This is a genomic window from Streptomyces sp. S063, assembly GCF_002832675.1.
Lineage (GTDB): Bacteria > Actinomycetota > Actinomycetes > Streptomycetales > Streptomycetaceae > Streptomyces > Streptomyces sindenensis.
In genome coordinates this window covers 6,198,842-6,217,273 of the sequence record NZ_CP021707.1, presented here as the reverse complement: position 1 = coordinate 6,217,273, position 18,432 = coordinate 6,198,842, and the positions used below count along the sequence as shown (strand labels likewise).

The following is an 18,432-nucleotide window of genomic DNA, read 5'->3' as shown; positions in this document are numbered from 1 at the left end:
GGGGCCCCCGGGTCCTCGTGCGGCGGACGGCGCCGAAGGACAGTGAGGGCAGAGCGGGGCGGTCCACCGTCACACCGCTCCTGACCGGCACCGCCGCACACCGCGGCGGCCCCTGACGACGGAGGCACACCACATGACCCGACAGGACGTGCGGAGCGAGAACCGCGACAGGACAGACGCCCCGTCCGACATCGCGGTCGCCGTGGACCGTCTGGTCACGGGCGGCCTCGAAGCACTCGCCGACTACGACGCCCTCACCCAGGAACAGGTGGACCACATCGTCAAGAAGGCGTCGGTCGCGGCCCTGGACCAGCACACGGAGCTGGCCCGTCTGGCGGTCGAGGAAACGGGACGCGGGGTCTTCGAGGACAAGGCGGCCAAGAACATGTTCGCCTGCGAGCACGTCACGCACAGCATGGCGCACATGAAGACCGTCGGGGTCATCGGCCGGGACGACATCGAGAACATGGTCGAGATCGCCGAACCGGTGGGCCTGGTGGCCGCGGTCACCCCCGTCACCAACCCGACCTCGACCACGATTTTCAAGGCGTTGATGGCGCTGAAGACCCGCAATCCGGTGATCTTCGCGTTTCACCCCTCCGCCCAGCGGTGCAGCGCCGAAGCGGCCCGCATCGTACGGGACGCGGCCATCGCCGCCGGTGCACCGGAGCACTGCGTGCAGTGGATCGAGGCTCCCTCCGTCGAGGCGACCAACACGCTGATGCGGCACCCCGGGGTCTCCCTGATCCTGGCCACCGGCGGCAACGCCATGGTCAAGGCCGCCTACTCGGCCGGCAAGCCCGCGCTGGGCGTAGGCGCGGGCAACGTCCCCGCATACATCCACAGCAGCGCGAAGCTGCGCAGAGCCGTCAACGACCTGGTGCTGTCCAAGTCCTTCGACAACGGCATGATCTGCGCCTCGGAACAGGCCGTCATCCTGGACGCGGCGATCCACGACTCGGCGCTCGCCGAGTTCCGCACCCTGCACGCCCATCTGGCCACCCCGCAGGAGAAGGCGAAACTGGAGGCCTTCCTGTTCCCGGCCAACGGCGGTTCAGGGGCCGGCTGCGAGCCCAAGGTCAATGCCGCCGCCGTCGGACAGAGCTCCGCGTGGATAGCCGAGCGGGCCGGGTTCTCGGTGCCGGAGAACACCTCGGTCATCCTCGTCCAAGCCGAAGGCGTCGGCCCCGACGAGCCGTTGACCCGCGAGAAGCTCTGCCCGGTGCTCGCCGTGCTGCGCGCCGAGGACGAACGTCACGGCTTCGGCCTGGCCGCCGACATGGTCGCCTTCCACGGTCAGGGCCACAGCGCCGTCATCCACACGGAAGACGCGGCCGTGGCGGAGGCGTACGGCATGCGGATGAAGACCGCACGGATCATCGTCAACTCCCCCTCTTCCCAGGGCGCGATCGGCGGCGTCTACAACGGGTTGCTGCCCTCACTCACCTTGGGCTGCGGCTCCTGGGGCAGCACCTCGGTCTCCGACAACGTCTCCGCCGCCCAGCTGCTGAACGTCAAGCGGGTCTCCACCCGCCGCAACAACCTCCAGTGGTTCAAGGTCCCCCCGAAGATCTACTTCGAACCGCAGGCCATCCGCTACCTGACCTCCATGCCCGACGTCCACCGCGTCACCATCGTCACCGACGCCACCATGACCCGCCTCGGGTTCGTCGACCGCATCAGCCGCGTACTGCAGCGGCGCCGGGAACCGGTCACCCTCCAGATCATCGACAACGTCCAGCCCGAGCCCAGCATCGACTCCGTCCAGCACGGCGCCGACCTCATGCGGGACTTCCGCCCCGACACGATCGTCGCGCTCGGCGGCGGCTCCCCCATGGACGCCGCCAAGGTCATGTGGCTGCTGTACGAGCAGCCCGGCATCGACTTCGCGGACATGCGGCAGAAGTTCTCCGACATCCGCAAGCGCGCCTTCCGCTTCCCCGACCTGGGCAGACTGGCCCGTCTGGTCTGCGTGCCCACCACCTCCGGAACCGGCGCCGAGGTCACCCCCTTCGCCGTCATCTCCGACCCCGTCACCGGCAAGAAGTACCCCTTGGCCGACTACGCGCTCACGCCCAGCGTGGCCATCATCGACCCCCTGCTCACCTCGGTCCTGCCTCCGGCCCTCGCTGCCGACAGCGGCTTCGACGCCCTCACGCACGCTGTCGAGGCGTACGCGTCCGTCTACGCCAACGACTTCACCGACGGTCTCGCGCTGCACGCCATCCGCCTGGTCTTCGACCACCTGGAGGCAGCGGTCACCGACCGCGAGGGCGCACCGGAGGCGCGGGAGAAGATGCACAACGCCGGCACCATCGCCGGCATGGCCTTCGGCAACGCCTTCCTCGGCATCGTCCACGCCATGTCCCACACCCTCGGCGCGACCTTCCACGTCGCGCACGGCCGCACGAACGCCGTGCTCCTCCCCCACGTCATCCGCTACAACGGCACCGTTCCGACGAAGCTGACCGGCTGGCCCAAGTACGAGGACTACCGCGCTCCCGAGCGGTTCCAGGACATCGCCCGGGCCCTGGGGCTGCCGGCCACCACCCCGGCCGAGGGCGTGGAGTCCCTCGCCGCGGCGGTCGAGCGGCTGCGCGACGCCGTCGGCATCGAGCCGACGTTCAAGGCGCTCGGGGTCGACGAACAGGCCTTCCTGAACGCGCTGCCGCAGCAGGCTCTCCACGCCTACGAGGACCAGTGCGCACCGGCCAACCCCCGCATGCCGATGCTGGACGACATGCGGGAGCTGATGCGCGCGGCCTACTACGGCTGAGCGCGGGGGTCTCTCCGAGCGGAAGCCGCTGCCGGAGTTCCCGGATCGCCGTGCCAGGACCGCTGCCGCGCAGCCCGGCCCGAAGGATGCCGCGCCGGGCTGCGCGGCATCCTTCGGGCCGGCCGCGCGAGGCCGGCGGCCGACGGCGACGACGTCCCCGGAGGGCCTGCGCCGACTCCCGGTCGCGCGTATGGCTGTACGAGATGAACCCGCCGCGTTCCACCGACGCGTCTCCCCGCGTGCCCGCCCGGTGCATCAGGGCTCTCCTCGTCCAGCAACTCGCATGACGTCCCTCAGAGTTCGGTGCGACGGCGGTGTCGCCCCGGCGTGATCCGGATGCGGGAAGCGGCACCGAGTGCACGTCGTCGCGGGGCTCCGGGCCCGCGTCGAATCGCCACCGGATCGGCCGACGATCCTCAAAACGCTTTGATTTCTGCTCACTTGTGAGCGAAGCGGATTCGTTGTTGTGCGATCGGTGTGCACTTTTTCGATGATTCACCCGTCCGAAGGTGCGTCCTACGGCATAGGATCATGCCGCGCGTGCCCCTGGGGCCCCTTCCGTACCACCAGCATCACTCCCCCCAGCGGTACGCCGTCACCGACACTCCCACCGGACCCCCCACGACCCGTTAACAGGTATCCGCGTGTCACCGATACTCAAGCTCAAGCCCGGTTTTGACGATGGAGCCGCGCAGTGAAAATCAATCGCCGCCTGGTCCTCCTCGTCACCGCCCCGCTCACCGTGGCCGTCGCCTTCTCGGTGCTGGCGCTCGCCCCCGCGACCAACCAGGCGCTCCAGGCGGGACGACTGACCTCGATGGTCGAAGTGGCGGACGAAGCAAGCGAGTTGACCTACCGGCTCCAGCGTGAGCGGGCAGCGGCCACCGCTCTGGTGTCCGAACAGGGAGACGCGGAAGCGTTCCGGTTACGCACCGAGGAGACCGACCGGAGCATCGCCGGGTTCCGCAGCAGGGCCGAGGGGCTATCGGCCGTCCCCGGCAGTGCCAGGGGCGCCCTGGACCGTATCGAGCGGTTCGTGGAGGAGATGCCCGGGCTGCGCGCCCAGGTCCGCTCGAAGAGCAGCACCGCCTCCGCCCTCGCCTTCGGCTATCGGATCGTGATCGCCGACCTCAACAGCTACCGCGACGGCATCGCGCAGGCCGACGGCGTCGACGCCGACATCGCGGACCGGATCCGCGCCGCGGCCGCCCTCTCCGAGGCCGCCGAGCACACCGCCCAGCAGCAGGTCACCGTCGCGAGGGCGCAGGCCTCGGGCGGGTTCACCACCGCCTCGCAGCGGACCTTCGACGCCAGCCGGATGGGCTACACCGAATCGATCGGCGTCCTGTACGACCTCGGCCCGGGCGCCTGGCGGACCTGGCTGGAACGCACCCTCTCCGGGGCGAAGGCCCTGGAGGCCCGGCGCCTGGAGGACGAGATCGGGCGGACGGGCGCCGGCAAGGACCTCACGGTCACCCCCGAGAAGTGGCAGAAGGCGTCCAACGACCGCCAGGAGCTGCTGCGTTCGGTGGAGAAGCGGGTCGACGCGGCCGTGCTCGCCCAGGTCTCCGACGTTCGCACGACGCTCATCTGGACGGCCGGTGCGGAGGTCGCCCTGGTGGTGCTGACCCTGGTCGGCGTCGTCGTGGTCGCGATCCGCCTGGGGCGCGTCATGATCCGGCGGCTGCGCGATCTGCGCAACGCAGCGCACGAGGTCGCCCACTCCGGGCTGCCCACCGTGATGGCCGAGCTGTCCCAGCCCGGCGCGCTGCGCGGCGCGACGCCCGAGGAAGTGGCCCGGCGCACCGGCGATCCGGTCCGGACCACCGGCGAGGACGAGATCGGCGAGGTCGGTGAGGCGTTCAACGCCGTCCACCACGAAGCCGTCCGCCTCGCCGCCCAACAGGCGCACGCACACGAGCAGTTGGCGGAGACGCTGGTCGGTGTCGCGCGCCGGGGCGCCCGGCTGACCGCGGTCATGGTGTCCGAGCTGGACACGGTGCAGCGGGACGAGGCCGACCCCGCACGGATGAAGGCCCTCTTCGCTCTCGACCACCTCGCGGTGCGCATGGAGCGCAACACCAACAACCTGCTGGTGCTCGGCGGTTACGGAAACGCCCGGGTCCGCTCGGCCGATGTGGGGTGCTCCACCGTCATCGTGGCCGCGGCCCAGCAGATCGAGCGGTTCGACCGCGTCTCGCTCGGTGCGATCGAGTCCGGGATCGGCATCACCGCCCGCGCCGTCCACGACGTGGCGCACATTCTGGCGGAACTCCTCGACAACGCGACGCGGTACTCGCCCCCGGACAAGCAGGTCGGGGTCGCCGTCTGGCGGCTGTGGGACCGGGCGGTCGTGCAGATCGTCGACGAGGGGGTGGGCATGACGGCGGAGCGCCGCGCGGTCCACAACGCCGCGCTGCTCGAACCGCAGGCGGGCATCGGCGACGTACGGTCCATGGGGCTGCATGTGGTGGCCCGGCTCGCCGCGCGCCACGGCATCGTTGTCGAACTGCGCGACTCCTCGGGCCCCGGCACCATCGCCGAGGTCACGCTGCCCGCGAACGTGCTGGCCCTGGACTTCCGGGAGGACCGGGGGCCGTCGCAGGACGACCTCGGCAACGGTGTCGGCTACGAGACGCCCCGGCCGATCACGCCCCCGGGACCGCAGGGCCGCGGCCGACCGGCCCGAGCGGGGGTACGGCCCGGCCACCTCGGCACCCCGGTCGGCGCGGGCCTCGGCGCGAGCGCCGCTACGGGCGGGGACACAGGTACCGGCCCGGGTACGGCCGTCGGTGCGGGCCCGGGTGCGGGCTTCGGTGCCGCCGGGACCGGCGCGCCGGCGGACGGCGGTGGCCGGGAAGTCCCGCCCGGCCACGAGAGGCCCCGCGAGGACGAACGGCCGGGCATCGGCGCACGGGACCGGGGACACGGCAGAACGCCCGCGCCGCGTCCCGCCCGCGACGAGCCGGCCTCACGGGTCGCGGGTGTCAGTTCCTCGGGGCTGCCCCTGCGGCAGCGCCGGGCGCCCCAGCAGTGGCCCACCGCGGGCCGGCGGGAGGGCGCCGAACAGCGCCCGGGCGCGGGGGCCCCGCGACCGTCGCCCCGCCGCCGGGACTCCCGGCAGGTCTCCGACGTACTGGCGGCCTATGCCCAGGGGATCAACAGGAGCACGAACCACCGGGGGCGTTCCGCCCCGGACGACCACACCGAACGGACCGAGAAATGACCACCTCCTCCGACCTGAGCTGGATCCTGAGCGATTTCGCCGGGCGCCTCCCGGAAGTCACCCAGGCGATAGCCGTGTCCGTGGACGGACTCGCGCTGGCGTACACCGGCGTGGAACGCGACGACGCGGAGCGGCTGGCCGCCATCGCGTCCGGCGTCGTCAACCTGCTTTCCGCGGCAGCGCAGTTGACCAACACCGACCCGGTGGAGCACAGCCTCACCGCGATGGAGGGCGGCTACATGTTCTCGATGGCGGTCTCCAGCGGCGCCTCGCTGCTCGTCACCACGACCAGGGACGCCGACATCGGCGAGGTCAGCTACATGATGTCCGAACTGATCAACCAGGTCGGCGATTCCCTCTCCCCCGAGGTCCGCGACCCGAGCCTGCCGCCCGCGCGCTGAACGCCCCCGCCGGCCCATTCCACCGCCCCTCCCCTCCCCCCGATGAGAGTCCACATGTTCCCCTTCGCCCCAACCGTCCCCCGCCGCCGCAGAGTGCGGTTCCGCCCGGCCGGCGCCGCCGCCCTCGCTCTCGGCCTCGCTGCCGTCACCGGTTGCAGCGGCGGCGGCAGCGGCTCCTCCGACGACACCGTGAAGATCGGCCTGGTGGCCTCCCTGTCGGGTACCTACGAACCGGTCGGCACGGAGCTGCGGGACGGTTTCAAGCTGTATCTGGACACCCACAACAACAAGCTGGGCGGCCGCGAGGTCGAGCTGATCGTGGCGGACGAGGGCGACGGACCGCCGACCGCCGTGCCCGCGGCCACCAAGCTCGTCAAGAAGGACAAGGTCGACGTGTTGACGGGCCTCGTCGGCGGCGGCTCGGTCAACGCGGTGCTGCCGCTGACCCAGCAGGCCAAGATCCCGTTCCTGGGGTCGAACGCCCGGCCGCCGGTCAAGGACATCGAGTACGTCTGGACCACGAGCTTCCTGTCCGACGAGCCGGGCAAGGCCATCGCCCCGTACATCAAGGAGAAGGTCGACGGCCCGGTCTACGCGATCGGCCCCGACTACCAGGGCGGCCACGACGAGCTCCGCGGCTTCACGGATGAGTTCAAGCGGGTGAACGGCGAGCTCGCCAACCCCGACGGCAAGACCACCTGGACCCCCTTCCCGAAGACGACGAACTTCATGCCGTACTTCGCGGAGATAGCCAAGACGGACGCCAAGGCGGTGTACTGCTTCTACGCCGGCAAGGCCGCGATCGACTTCGCCAAGCAGTACGCCCAGTCGGACATCGCCGACATCCCGCTGTACACGGCCTTCGTCACCGAGGGCAGCGTGCTCCAGGCACAGGGCCCCGCCGCGAAGGACATCTACTCCGTCCTGAACTACGCGGCCGACCTGGACAACGAGGCGAACCGTACGTTCGCCGCCGACTGGACGGCCGAGCACGACACGCAGCCCACCACCTACGCGATGGCCTCGTACGACGCGGCGGCCGTGCTGGACAAGGCGATCGCCGACGCGGCGAAGGACGGCGACGTGACGCCGCAGACCATCAACAAGGCCATCGCGGGTCTCGGCCAGATCGACAGCCCGCGCGGGGCCTGGGAGTTCGGCGACAAGGCCCACTCGCCGGTGCAGACCTGGTATCTGCGCCAAGTGCGGCCCGACGGCTCCAAGCTGGCGAACGTCATGGTCCAGGACCTGGCGACCCTCGGCAGCTGAGATGGAACTCCTGGATGCCCATCTCGTACCGGTGGTGGACGGAGTCGCCTTCGGGCTGCTGCTGTTCGTCGTCGCCGCCGGTCTGAGTCTCGCCTTCGGCACGGCGGGTGTGCTGAACCTGTCGCACGGCACGCTGTACGCGATCGGCGCGTACACGGGGGCCGAGCTGAGCGACGGGACCTGGGGCGGTCTCGCCCTCGGTCTGGCCGCCGGGACGGCGGCGGCGTGCGTCGCCGGGGCGGGGCTGTCCGCGGCGACGGCCCCGCTCGCCCGGCGAGGGCATCTCGCGCAGGCGCTGCTGACGTTCGGGCTGGCCCTGATCGGCGGTGATCTGCTCATCCAGTTCTTCGGCGCGGACGAACTCCCCGTCCACGTACCGCAGGCGCTCGACTCCTCGGTGAACCTGCTGGGGCACCGCTACCCGGCGTACCGGCTCTGCTTCATCGTGATGGCCGTGCTGCTCGCGGCTTTCGGGACGTGGGTGCTGACCCGGACCCGGATGGGTGCGGCGGTACGGGCCGCCGCCGACGATCCGCAGATGCTCGCGGCCACCGGGCACAGCCCCCGGGCCGTGCACACCGGTGTCCTCGCGGCGGCGGGTGCGCTGGCCGGGGCGGCGGGCGTGCTCGGGGCGCCGATCATCGGCCCCGGCCCCGGTACGTCCGAGACCGTGCTGATGCTCTCGCTCGTGGTCGTCGTGCTGGGCGGGCTGCGCTCGCTGTGGGCGACCTTCTTCGCGGCGGTCGCCGTGGGCGAGGTGCAGACGCTGGGCGTCTCGGTGGCGCCCGAGCTGGCGCCGTATCTGCTGTTCGCCGCGATGGCGGCGGTGCTGGTGCTGCGCTCCCGCTTCGCGGAACCGGCGGGGTCCGGTGCCGGGCACGGCTCCGAGGCGTCCGGCCCGGACCCGGTCGCCCGGCTCCGGGGCCGGCTGGCGGGCAGGCTGCGGCGACGGCCGGGCGGGACGGCAGAGGCGCCGGGCGCGGCCGGGGCACCGGGGACGGTGAGCACGCCGGGGGAGCCGTCAGGCGTGGGGCCGGGCCTGGTCTCCGCGGGCCCCCTCCCGGGCGGGTACGGCGTCCCCGCCTGGTTCTCCCGGCTCCCCGGCAGGGCCGCGTGGTGGCAGGCGGCTCCGCTGCTCGCCCTGCTCGTCGTACTGATCGCCCTGCCCGCCCTGCTCGACGCGTACAGCATCTCGCTGGCGGGTTCCGCCCTCGCCCTGGGGCTGCTCGCGGTCAGCGTCACCATCCTCACCGGGTACGCCGGCCTCCCCACCCTCGGGCAGACCGCGCCGTTCGCCGTGGGCGCGTACGCCACCGCGAACCTCGCGGACGCCGGGTGGACCGTGGGCCCCGTCCAGATCGTCCTCTCGGCGCTCGCCGCCGCCGTCTTCGCGGCGGTCGTGGGGCCGGCGGTGATCCGGGCCCGCGGCACGACCGTTCTGATGATCACGCTCGCGGTCGGCGAGCTGACCGGCGCGGTCGTCAACCAGCTCAAGTCCGTCACCGGCGGCGCGGACGGCCTCGTCGGCTTCCCGGCCACGCGGGCGCTGTGGGGCCGGGAGGAGATGCTGGAGGAGAGCGAGCTGTACACCTACGCGCTCGTCGTGGCCGCCGTCGCCGTCGCCGTCACCCTGCTCGTGCTGCGCTCCCCGGCGGGGAAGCTGCTGACCGGCACCCGGGGCGCCGAGGCGCGGATGCGCGCCTCCGGGCACCCGGTGGGACGGTATCTGCTGGTGGCCCACATCTGTGCGGGCGCGCTGGCCGGTGTGGGCGGTTCGCTGATGGTGACGGTCCAGCAGTACCTCTCGCCCGCCGACGTCGGGTTCGAGATCGCCGCGTTCGCCCTGCTGGCGGTGGTCATCGGCGGCACGACGTCGGTGATCGGCGCGCTGCTGGGCGCCGGGCTCATCGTCGCCACCCGGGACTGGGTCGCCGGTTCCTGGCCGGGCCACGGGCCGCTGCTCCTGGGCGTGCTGTTCGTCGCGACGGTGTACGTGCTGCCGCGCGGGCTCGCGGGTCTGCGGAGCGGCGGACCCGGCGGCGGTGGAGAGAGCGGGCCGCCGTCCGGGACGAAAGGGGCTCCCGGCACACCGGGCGCGCCCCGGGTCTCCGGCGGCCCCCGGGTCTCCCACGACTCCGACGGCTCCGACTCCTCCGGGGCCGAGGTGCAGCCCCCGTCCGTGCCCGCCCCGACCCGTGCCGGGAAGGCCTCCCCATGACACCGACACCCGCTCCGACCTCCAGCGCCGCGACCTCCGCCGCTCCCCCTCCGGTCCTCGCCCTCGACCGGCTCACCCGCAGGTACGGCACGCTCACCGCCGTCGACGACATGAGCCTGAGGCTGTCGCCGGGGGCCCGGCACGCCGTCATCGGCCCCAACGGGGCGGGCAAGACCACCCTGCTCAACCTCATCGCGGGCACCGACCGGCCCGACCACGGCACGATCGCTCTCGACGGCGTCGACATCACGCGTAAGCCCACGGCGCAGCGGAGCCGTCTCGGTATCGCCCGCAGTTTCCAACAGCCTTCGGTCATCGAGGAGTTGTCGGTGCTGGAGAACGTCGTCCTGGCGGGCTGGCCGCACCATCCGCGGCGTCGGGGGGCGTGGCGCAGACCGTCCCGGTACCGGCTGCACAAGGAGTCCGCGGGCCGCCACCTGGAGACGGTCGGGCTGGCGGACCTCGCCCACCGGCCCGCCGCCACGCTCTCGCACGGCCGGCGCCGCATGCTCGATCTCGCCGCCGCGCTGGCGGGCAACCCCCGGCTGCTGCTCCTGGACGAGCCCGCGGCCGGGCTGACCGACGGCGACATCGGCCGGCTGCTCGGCATCATCGGCGCGCTGCCGCCGGCCGTCGCGGTCGTCCTGGTCGAGCACCATGTCGAGGTGGTCGCCGAACTCGCCACGTCCGTCACCGTAATGGCGGCGGGGAAGGTGCTGGTCGACGGGCCGACCCAGGAGGTGCTGGCCCATCCGGAGGTCCGGGAGGCGTACCACGGAACCGCCCCGTCGGCGGGCCCGGACGCGGCCCGGGCCAGGACGGTCCCGACCGTCTGCCCGTCCCCCACCGACGCGAGAGGATGACCGACGTCCCATGCTCGAACTCACCGGCCTGACCGCGGGCTACCACGGCGGCACCGTCCTGCACGGCCTCGACCTGTCGGTGCCCGCCGGTACGGTCCATGCCGTGGTCGGCCACAACGGCGCGGGCAAGACGACGCTCGTCCACACCGTCGCCGGGCTGATGCGGCCGAGCGCCGGAACCGTACGCCTGGACGGCCGCGATGTGACCGGGCGGCCGGCGCACCGGATCGCCCGGGCCGGGATCGGTCTCGTACCGCAGGGCCGCCGGGTGTTCGCCGGACTCACCGTCGACGAGCACCTGCGGCTGTCCCACCGTCCGCCGCGCCGGGGCGACACGACCCGCCCCAGCGTGTGGACCCCGCGCGGGTCCTGGAACTGCTGCCCCGGCTCGGCGAACGCCGGGGCAACCGGGGCACGGATCTGTCCGGCGGCGAACAGCAGATGCTGGCGCTGGCCCGGGCACTGCTCGGCTCGCCGCGGGTACTGCTGCTCGACGAGCCGACGGAGGGCCTCGCGCCCTCTCTGGTGCGGCAGATCGACGCGTTGGTGACCACGCTGGCGACCGAGGGGCTCGCCGTCCTCCTGGTGTCGCCCAGCCCCGCCCAGGCCGCCGCGTGCGCCCGTACGCTCACGGTCCTCACCTCGGGGCGGATGACGCTGCGTCTGTCCGGGGAGGCGGCCCGCGCCGACGCGACGGCGCTGCACGCGGCGCTGGAGCTGACGGCCGCGGGGGCCTGAGGGGGCCGCCTTTCGCCCTACCCGGCCTTCATGCTGTGCCCGCCGAAGCCGCTGCGCCGGTCGGAGCCGCTGTTCTGTGCCTGCCACCACGCGTCGAACCCGGCCTGGTCCATGGCGGTCCAGTCGGGCGTGTTCTCGACCTGCGCGTCGCCCATCCGGCGGGCGAGCGCGACCATGGCGGCCCCGACGGCTCCGCGCCGTTCGTCGTAGCCCTCCAGGACCTCCTTCCAGCTGTCCCCGGCCACCCACGCGGCCTCCAGCGCCGTGGCGTCCTGGAGCGCCTTCACGCTGCCGCCGCCGATGTGCGGCCGGGCCACGCTGGCGGCGTCGCCGACGAGCACCAGGCGGCCCGAGGTGTAGTGCGGCACCTCCAGGTCGTAGATGGGCTGGATGAAGGTGGTCTCGGCGGGGGTGCGGAGCACCCGGGCCGCCCAGTACGGCGGGAAGTTGTCGGCGACCAGGGCGCGCAGGTGCGCGGTGAGTTCGGAGTTGAGGCGGCCCGGCGGCAGGGAGGTCGGGGTCCGAAGGTCCGGGTGGAGGCCGTCGGTCCGCGGGGGTGCGGTGTAGAGCACCCAGTTGAGCCGGTGCCCGCCGACGCCGTCCGGGATGCGGTAGATCATGCAATGTCCGCCGGGGAAGACGATGTTGTGCGCGTCGTTGCCGTTCGACGGGAGGCCGGCGACGTCCGGCGACGTGCCGCGCCAGCCGATGTATCCGGCGTACGTGGCGTCGGCGCCGGGGAACATGGCCTCGCGGACGACGGAGCGGTATCCGTCGGCGCCGATCACGAGGTCGAAGTGCTCCTCGTACCCGTCCGCGAGCCGCAGCGTCGCGCCGTCGGCGTCCGGCTCGACGGCGGTGACGACGGACCCGGACCGGTAGGACACCCCGTCGGGCACCCGTCGCCGCAGTTCGCTCCACAAAGAGCCCCAGCTGTAGGCCCGGAAGGGGAACGGCTGCTCGCCGACGACCCGCCCGTGGCCGGCCTCTCCGTCGCGCACGCTCCACACCCGCCGGGTCAGCGGCGCCCAGGGCATCTCCGGGGCCACGTATCCGGCTTCCCGCAGCTCGTCGTACCGGTCGCCGTGGAGGGCGATTCCCACACCTCTGTCACGGAGGCGGTCATCGGCGCGCTCCAGCACGGTGACCCGCTCGGCCCCACCGCGCGACGCGGCGAGAGCCGCCGCACACCCCGCTATGCTGCCGCCGACCACGGCGACACTGCCTCCACGCATGACTGGCTCTCCACTCACTCGGTGTTCCGGGCGTCGCGGGCGTTCCGGCCGCCGTTCGAACCGCTGCTGCCGCGGCGGCGCAACCGGCCGCAAATCGCCCTGTATCAACGACAGTTGACCCGAACCCTACGGTCAGGACCCGAGCTGGATCCTATCGGGGCGCCCACCCGCAGGCCCGAGCCCTCGGCAGCGTCACCCGTCGCGCGGCACTCCCCCGATCGGCCGCGCCCGCCCTGCGCGCCCGCCCCGCCGCCCTTACCGTCTGTCTGATGTCGTCGCGCAGGGAGCCGGTGGGCGTCGTGACCCGCGCCCGGCGGGGCGCCCGGCCCGGCCCCGTACAGGAGGAGCCCATGCCGGAGCTGTTCATCGATGGCCAGTGGACCGCCGCCGCCGAGGGGCGGAAGCGGGAGATCCGCTGTCCGGCCGACGGCACGCTGGTCGCCACCGTCGACGAGGGCGGGGCCCGGGACGCCGACGCCGCTGTGGCAGCCGCGCGGGCCGCCTTCGACCGGGGGCCCTGGCCGGGGACGCCCGCCGCCGAGCGGGGGCGGCTCCTGCTGCGGGTGGCGGAGCTGCTGGAGCGGGACAAGGACGCCTTCGCGCGGGCCGAGTCGCTGGACACGGGCAAGCGGCTCGTCGAGAGCGCCTACGACATGGACGACATCGCCAACTGCTTCCGGTACTTCGGCAACCTCGTCGCCGCCGGGGACGCGGGGCGGGTCGTCGACACCGGGCTCGCGGACGTCGACAGCCGGATCGTGTACGAACCCGTCGGAGTGTGCGCGCTCATCACTCCGTGGAACTATCCGCTGCTCCAGACCGCCTGGAAGGTCGCCCCGGCGCTCGGGGCGGGCAACACGTTCGTCCTCAAGCCGAGCGAGCTGACCCCGCACACCGCCGTCCTGCTGATGCGGCTGCTGGCCGAGGCCGGGCTGCCGGACGGGGTGGCCAACCTGGTGCTCGGGGCGGGCGCGGACGTGGGGGCGCCGTTGACGGAGGATCCGCGGGTCGATCTGGTGTCGTTCACCGGGGGCTGGCCACCGGGCGGCGCATCATGGCGGCCGCCGCGCCCACCGTGAAGAAGGTCGCGCTGGAGCTGGGCGGCAAGAATCCCAACATCGTGTTCGCCGACGCCGCCTTCGAGACCGCCGTCGACTACGCGCTGATGGCGGTGTTCCTGCACTCGGGACAGGTCTGCTCCGCCGGGGCGCGGCTCCTCGTGCAGGACGAGCTGCACGACCGGTTCGTGGACGAGCTGGTGGCGCGGGCGGGCCGGATCAAGCTCGGCGGGCCGTTCGACGAGGACGCCCGCAGCGGTCCGCTGATCTCCGCCGCGCACCGCGACAAGGTCGAGGCGTACGTGGCGGAGGGCATCGCCGAGGGCGCGGTGCTGCGCTGCGGCGGGGCGCGGCCCGACGATCCGGCGCTGGCGGACGGTTTCTACTACCCGCCCACCGTGCTGGACGAGTGCGCGACCTCGATGTCCGTGGTGCAGGACGAGTCGTTCGGCCCGGTGCTCACCGTCGAGCGGTTCCGGGACGAGGACGACGCGGTCCGGCTGGCCAACGACACCGTGTACGGGCTGGCGGGCGCGGTCTGGACGCAGGACGGCGGGCGCGCCCACCGAGTGGCGTCGCGGCTGCGGGCCGGCACCGTGTGGATCAACGACTTCCACCCCTACGTACCGCAGGCGGAGTGGGGCGGGATGAAGCAGTCCGGTTTCGGCCGCGAGCTGGGGCCCGCGGGTCTCGCCGAGTACCAGGAGGCCAAGCACATCTGGCGCAATGTCGCCGCCACCCCGCAGCGGTGGTTCGAGTGAGCCGGACCACGGGGCCCGAGGGCCGGGCGGCGCGGGACAGCAGCCATGACGACGACGCGCTCGGCGAGCTGGGATACCGGCCCGAACTGCGGCGCACGCTCGGCAACTTCCACACCTTCGCCGCCGGGATCAGCTACATCTCGATCCTGACCGGGACCTTCCAGCTGTTCTACTTCGGCGTCGCCTTCGGCGGCCCCGCCTACTGGTGGTCCTGGCCGATGGTCTTCTGCGGGCAGCTGATGGTCGCCCTGTGCTTCTGCGAGCTGGCCGCCCGCTATCCGGTGGCCGGTTCGGTCTACAACTGGGCCAAGAGGATGGGCGGCCCGCACGTCGGCTGGCTCGGCGGCTGGATGATGATGACGGCCACCATGGTCACCCTGTCGGCGGTGGCGCTGGCCTACCAGATCACGCTGCCGCAGATCGACGACTGGTTCCAGTTCGTGGGCGACGGGAGCGGCCGGAACGACCAGGCGGCCAACGCCGTCCTGCTGGGCAGTGTGCTGATCCTGTTCTCCACGCTGGTCAACGCGTTCGGCGTCCGGCTCATGGCCCGGATCAACTCCGCGGGCGTCTTCATCGAGCTGATCGCCGCCGTCGCCCTGATCATCTTCCTGGGCGCGCACATCACCCGGGCCCGAGCACCGCGCTGACGGAGACGTACGGGCTGGGCAGCGGCCGGTCGCTCGGCTACTTCGGCGCGTTCCTCACCGCGTCGCTGGCCTCCGCCTATGTGATGTACGGCTTCGACACCGCGTCCTCGCTCGGCGAGGAGTCGCACAACCCGGGCCGCAACGCGCCCCGCGCCATCCTGCGGGCGCTCATCGCGTCCTTCCTGATCGGCGCGTTCATCCTGCTCTTCGCGCTGCTCTCGGTGCCGGACCTCAACGCCGAGGAACTCTCCACCGGCGGACTCCAGTACGTGGTGCTGGCGACGCTCGGCGAGACCGTCGGCGAGATCTTCCTCTGGGCGGTGGTCGTCGCGATCACGGTCTGCGTGCTGGCCGTGCAGGCGGCCGGGATCCGGCTGATGTTCGCCATGGCGCGGGACAACAACCTGCCCGCCGGATCAACGCTGGCCCGGGTCAGTCCCCGGTTCAGGACGCCCGTGGTGCCCGCCGTGCTGATCGGGGTGGTGGGCGTCGTCATCCTGGTCGTGAACATCAACCAGCCGCAGATCTTCTCGGTGATCACCAGCATCGCGATCATCATGATCTACGTGGCATATCTGCTGGTCACCGTGCCGATGCTGCTGCGCCGGCTGCGGGGCGACTGGCAGCCGCGCGAGGGCGCGTTCTCGCTGGGCCGCTGGGGGCTGCCCGTCAACGTCGCTGCTGTGCTCTGGGGCGCGGCCATGTCGCTCAACCTGGCCTGGCCGCGCGCCGAGGTGTACAACGCGACCGGCCCGCAGCACTGGTATCTGCGCTGGGGCGCGTTCCTGTTCATCGGCGTCGTCGCGCTCGGCGGCTTCGCCTACTACTGGTTCGTCCAGCGGCACCGGACCGGCGTACTCGCCGAGCACCGCTTCGAGGCCCAGGAAGGGCCCACCGACCCCACCGCCCCTCCCCCGCCCCCGCCGGCCGGCTGAATTCTGGAGACCCGATGCCCGAAGCAGGCCCTGTACCCGCGTTCGACTACGTCGTCGTCGGCGGCGGCACCGCCGGTGCCGTCGTCGCCGCCCGGCTCACCGAGGACCCCGACGTCACCGTCTGCGTACTGGAGGCGGGCCCCTCGGACGTCGGCGACGACAGCATCCTGCGGCTGGAGGGATGGATGGCCCTGCTGGAGTCCGGTTACGACTGGGACTATCCGGTGGAGCCGCAGGAGCGGGGCAACAGCTTCATGCGGCACGCCCGCGCCAAGGTGCTCGGCGGCTGCTCCTCGCACAATTCGTGCATCGCCTTCTGGGCCCCGGCCGAGGACCTCGACGAGTGGGCGGCGCTCGGCTGCACCGGGTGGAGCGCGGCCGACTGCTTCCCGCTCTACCGGCGCCTGGAGACCAACGACGCCCCCGGCGACCACCACGGCCGCTCCGGTCCCGTCACCATCCGGACCGTACCGCCCCGCGACCCGTGCGGTACGGCCCTGCTGGAGGCGTGCGCGACGGCGGGCATCCCCACCGTCCCGTTCAACACGGGCTCGACCGTGATCCGGGGCGCGCACTGGTTCCAGATCAACGCCCGCGAGGACGGCACCCGTTCCTCCGCTTCAGTGTCGTATCTGCACCCGGTGCTGGGGAAGCGGCCCAACCTGGAGGTACGGACCGGGCTCCAGGCGAAACGGCTGCTGTTCGACGGCGAGCGGTGCACGGGGGTGGAGTACCTGGAGCCCGACACCGTGCACAGCGGGACGGTGCGGGCGCGGCGCGAGGTGATCGTCTCCTGCGGGGCGATCGACTCCCCGAAGCTGCTGATGCTGTCCGGTATCGGGCCGGCCGGGCATCTGCGGGAGACCGGGGTGGACGTACGGGTGGACTCCCCCGGCGTCGGCTCGCACCTCCAGGACCACCCGGAGGGCGTGATCATGTGGGAGGCGAAGCAGCCCATGGTCACCTCGTCCACCCAGTGGTGGGAGATCGGGATCTTCGCGGACACCGAGCCGGGGCTCGACCGGCCGGACCTGATGTTCCACTACGGCTCGGTGCCGTTCGACATGAACACCTACCGGCGCGGCTACCCGACCTCGGACAACGCGTTCTGCCTGACTCCGAACGTCACCCGCGCCCGGTCGCGGGGCACGGTGCGGCTGCGGACCCGGGACTTCCGGGACAAGCCGCGGGTCGATCCGCGCTACTTCACCGACGAGCACGACGTACGGGTGATGACCTACGGGCTGCGACTGGCGCGGGAGATCGTGGCGCGGCCGGAGATGGCCGCGTGGGCCGGGGCCGAGCTGGCTCCGGGGCCCGGCGCGACCACGGACGCGGAACTGTTCGACTACATCCGCGAGACGCACAACACCGTCTACCACCCGGCCGGAACCGTACGCATGGGCGCGGCGGAGGACCCGGACTCGCCGCTCGACCCCCAGCTGCGGGTGAAGGGCGTCACCGGACTGCGGGTGGCCGACGCGTCGGTCATGCCGGTCCTGCCGACGGTCAATCCGTGCATCACCACGATGATGATCGGCGAGAGGTGCGCCGATCTGATCAAGGACGGCCCGGTCCAGGCCACTCGATAGATATTCGCACACATGCTCGAATAGCGTTACGCTCTCCTCATGGCCGTACACCTGCAAAGCTCGCTTTTCGACCAGGAGGACGAGGTCGGCACCCGCCCCCTGAGCGGACTGCGGCGCACCGATCTCGGCGATGGGGCCTGGATCGACGTACTGCCGCAGTGGCTCCGAGGCGCGGACACCCTGTTCGAGATACTGGTGCGCGATGTCGCCTGGCGGGCCGAGCAGCGCGTGATGTACGAGCGCGTGGTGGCGGTCCCCCGGCTGCTGGCCTTCTTCGGCCGCCATGCCCCCCTGCCCCATCCGGCGCTGGAGGCCGCCCGCACCGAGCTGGGCGAGCATTACGCCGCTGAGCTGGGCGAACCGTTCACCACGGCGGGGCTGTGCTTTTACCGTGACGGGCAGGACGGGGTCGCCTGGCACGGGGACACCGTCGGGCGGGGCGGCAGCGAGGACACGATGGTCGCGATCCTCTCGCTGGGAGCACCCCGGCAGCTGGCGCTGCGGCCGCGCCGCCCGGGCCCCGCCCCCGTCCGCAGGCGGCTCGGCCACGGCGACCTGATCGTCATGGGCGGCAGCTGTCAGCGCACCTGGGAGCACGCGATCCCCAAGACCGCGCGGGCCGTCGGGCCACGCGTCAGCGTGCAGTTCCGGCCCGACGGGGTGCGCTGACCCCGGCTTTCCGGGGCCGCGCCCCAAAGCGCCGCGGTTGT

The 18,432-nt window shown here is 72.3% G+C and carries 9 protein-coding genes and 3 pseudogenes; 11 read left to right on the top strand and 1 reads right to left on the bottom strand.

Features of this window, described 5'->3' with window-relative positions:
• The first annotated feature begins 133 nt into the window (after positions 1-133).
• The 7 genes and pseudogenes from adhE to CCZ36_RS28345 all read left to right on the top strand — a co-directional run bounded on the left by adhE (position 134) and on the right by CCZ36_RS28345 (position 11,491).
• On the top strand, positions 134-2,776 hold the full coding sequence (gene adhE, locus CCZ36_RS28375; protein ID WP_128818843.1) for a bifunctional acetaldehyde-CoA/alcohol dehydrogenase: 2,643 nt from the start codon (positions 134-136) through the stop codon (positions 2,774-2,776).
• A 694-nt stretch (positions 2,777-3,470) separates the two neighbouring features.
• Positions 3,471-6,002 carry a sensor histidine kinase gene (locus CCZ36_RS28370; RefSeq protein ID WP_128818842.1) on the top strand — a complete coding sequence of 844 codons (2,532 nt, stop codon included), beginning with the start codon at positions 3,471-3,473 and terminating at the stop codon, positions 6,000-6,002.
• Positions 5,999-6,403, top strand: coding sequence for a roadblock/LC7 domain-containing protein (locus tag CCZ36_RS28365; protein ID WP_069740702.1), 405 nt, complete (start codon positions 5,999-6,001; stop codon positions 6,401-6,403). The genes CCZ36_RS28370 and CCZ36_RS28365 overlap by 4 nt, the downstream gene beginning before the upstream one ends.
• A 54-nt stretch (positions 6,404-6,457) precedes the next feature.
• Positions 6,458-7,672: an ABC transporter substrate-binding protein gene (locus CCZ36_RS28360; protein WP_069740701.1), complete on the top strand. Its 1,215-nt coding sequence runs from the start codon at positions 6,458-6,460 to the stop codon at positions 7,670-7,672.
• A gap of 1 nt (position 7,673) precedes the next feature.
• The gene (locus CCZ36_RS28355) at positions 7,674-9,890 is read left to right on the top strand and encodes a branched-chain amino acid ABC transporter permease (protein ID WP_128818841.1); all 2,217 of its coding nucleotides are present in this window, start codon (positions 7,674-7,676) and stop codon (positions 9,888-9,890) included.
• Positions 9,887-10,753, top strand: a complete 867-nt coding sequence (locus CCZ36_RS28350; RefSeq protein WP_128818840.1) for an ABC transporter ATP-binding protein — start codon at positions 9,887-9,889, stop codon at positions 10,751-10,753. The genes CCZ36_RS28355 and CCZ36_RS28350 overlap by 4 nt, the downstream gene beginning before the upstream one ends.
• A gap of 10 nt (positions 10,754-10,763) precedes the next feature.
• A pseudogene (locus CCZ36_RS28345) lies at positions 10,764-11,491 on the top strand (ABC transporter ATP-binding protein).
• 17 nt (positions 11,492-11,508) lie between these two features.
• On the opposite strand, the gene CCZ36_RS28340 reads toward CCZ36_RS28345, so the two are convergent.
• A complete protein-coding gene (locus tag CCZ36_RS28340; RefSeq protein WP_128818839.1) occupies positions 11,509-12,726 on the bottom strand; it encodes an FAD-dependent monooxygenase in 1,218 nt (405 codons plus the stop codon).
• 350 nt (positions 12,727-13,076) lie between these two features.
• Between CCZ36_RS28340 and CCZ36_RS28335 the strand changes: the two are divergent.
• From CCZ36_RS28335 to CCZ36_RS28320, 4 genes and pseudogenes are all read left to right on the top strand, one after another.
• Positions 13,077-14,545: pseudogene (locus CCZ36_RS28335) on the top strand (aldehyde dehydrogenase family protein).
• Positions 14,542-16,130: pseudogene (locus CCZ36_RS28330) on the top strand (APC family permease). The pseudogenes CCZ36_RS28335 and CCZ36_RS28330 overlap by 4 nt, the downstream one beginning before the upstream one ends.
• A gap of 14 nt (positions 16,131-16,144) precedes the next feature.
• Complete coding sequence (locus CCZ36_RS28325; protein WP_128818838.1) at positions 16,145-17,722, top strand: GMC family oxidoreductase; 1,578 nt, start codon at positions 16,145-16,147, stop codon at positions 17,720-17,722.
• 39 nt (positions 17,723-17,761) lie between these two features.
• Positions 17,762-18,391: an alpha-ketoglutarate-dependent dioxygenase AlkB gene (locus CCZ36_RS28320; RefSeq protein WP_128818837.1), complete on the top strand. Its 630-nt coding sequence runs from the start codon at positions 17,762-17,764 to the stop codon at positions 18,389-18,391.
• The last annotated feature ends 41 nt before the right edge of the window (positions 18,392-18,432 follow it).

Coding starts and splice junctions, on each gene's coding strand:
- adhE (WP_128818843.1), top strand. CDS start 134: ATGACCCGACAGGACGTGCGGAGCGAGAACCGCGACAGGACAGACGCC.
- CCZ36_RS28365 (WP_069740702.1), top strand. CDS start 5,999: ATGACCACCTCCTCCGACCTGAGCTGGATCCTGAGCGATTTCGCCGGG.
- CCZ36_RS28360 (WP_069740701.1), top strand. CDS start 6,458: ATGTTCCCCTTCGCCCCAACCGTCCCCCGCCGCCGCAGAGTGCGGTTC.
- CCZ36_RS28355 (WP_128818841.1), top strand. CDS start 7,674: ATGGAACTCCTGGATGCCCATCTCGTACCGGTGGTGGACGGAGTCGCC.
- CCZ36_RS28350 (WP_128818840.1), top strand. CDS start 9,887: ATGACACCGACACCCGCTCCGACCTCCAGCGCCGCGACCTCCGCCGCT.
- CCZ36_RS28340 (WP_128818839.1), bottom strand. CDS start 12,726: ATGCGTGGAGGCAGTGTCGCCGTGGTCGGCGGCAGCATAGCGGGGTGT.
- CCZ36_RS28325 (WP_128818838.1), top strand. CDS start 16,145: ATGCCCGAAGCAGGCCCTGTACCCGCGTTCGACTACGTCGTCGTCGGC.
- CCZ36_RS28320 (WP_128818837.1), top strand. CDS start 17,762: ATGGCCGTACACCTGCAAAGCTCGCTTTTCGACCAGGAGGACGAGGTC.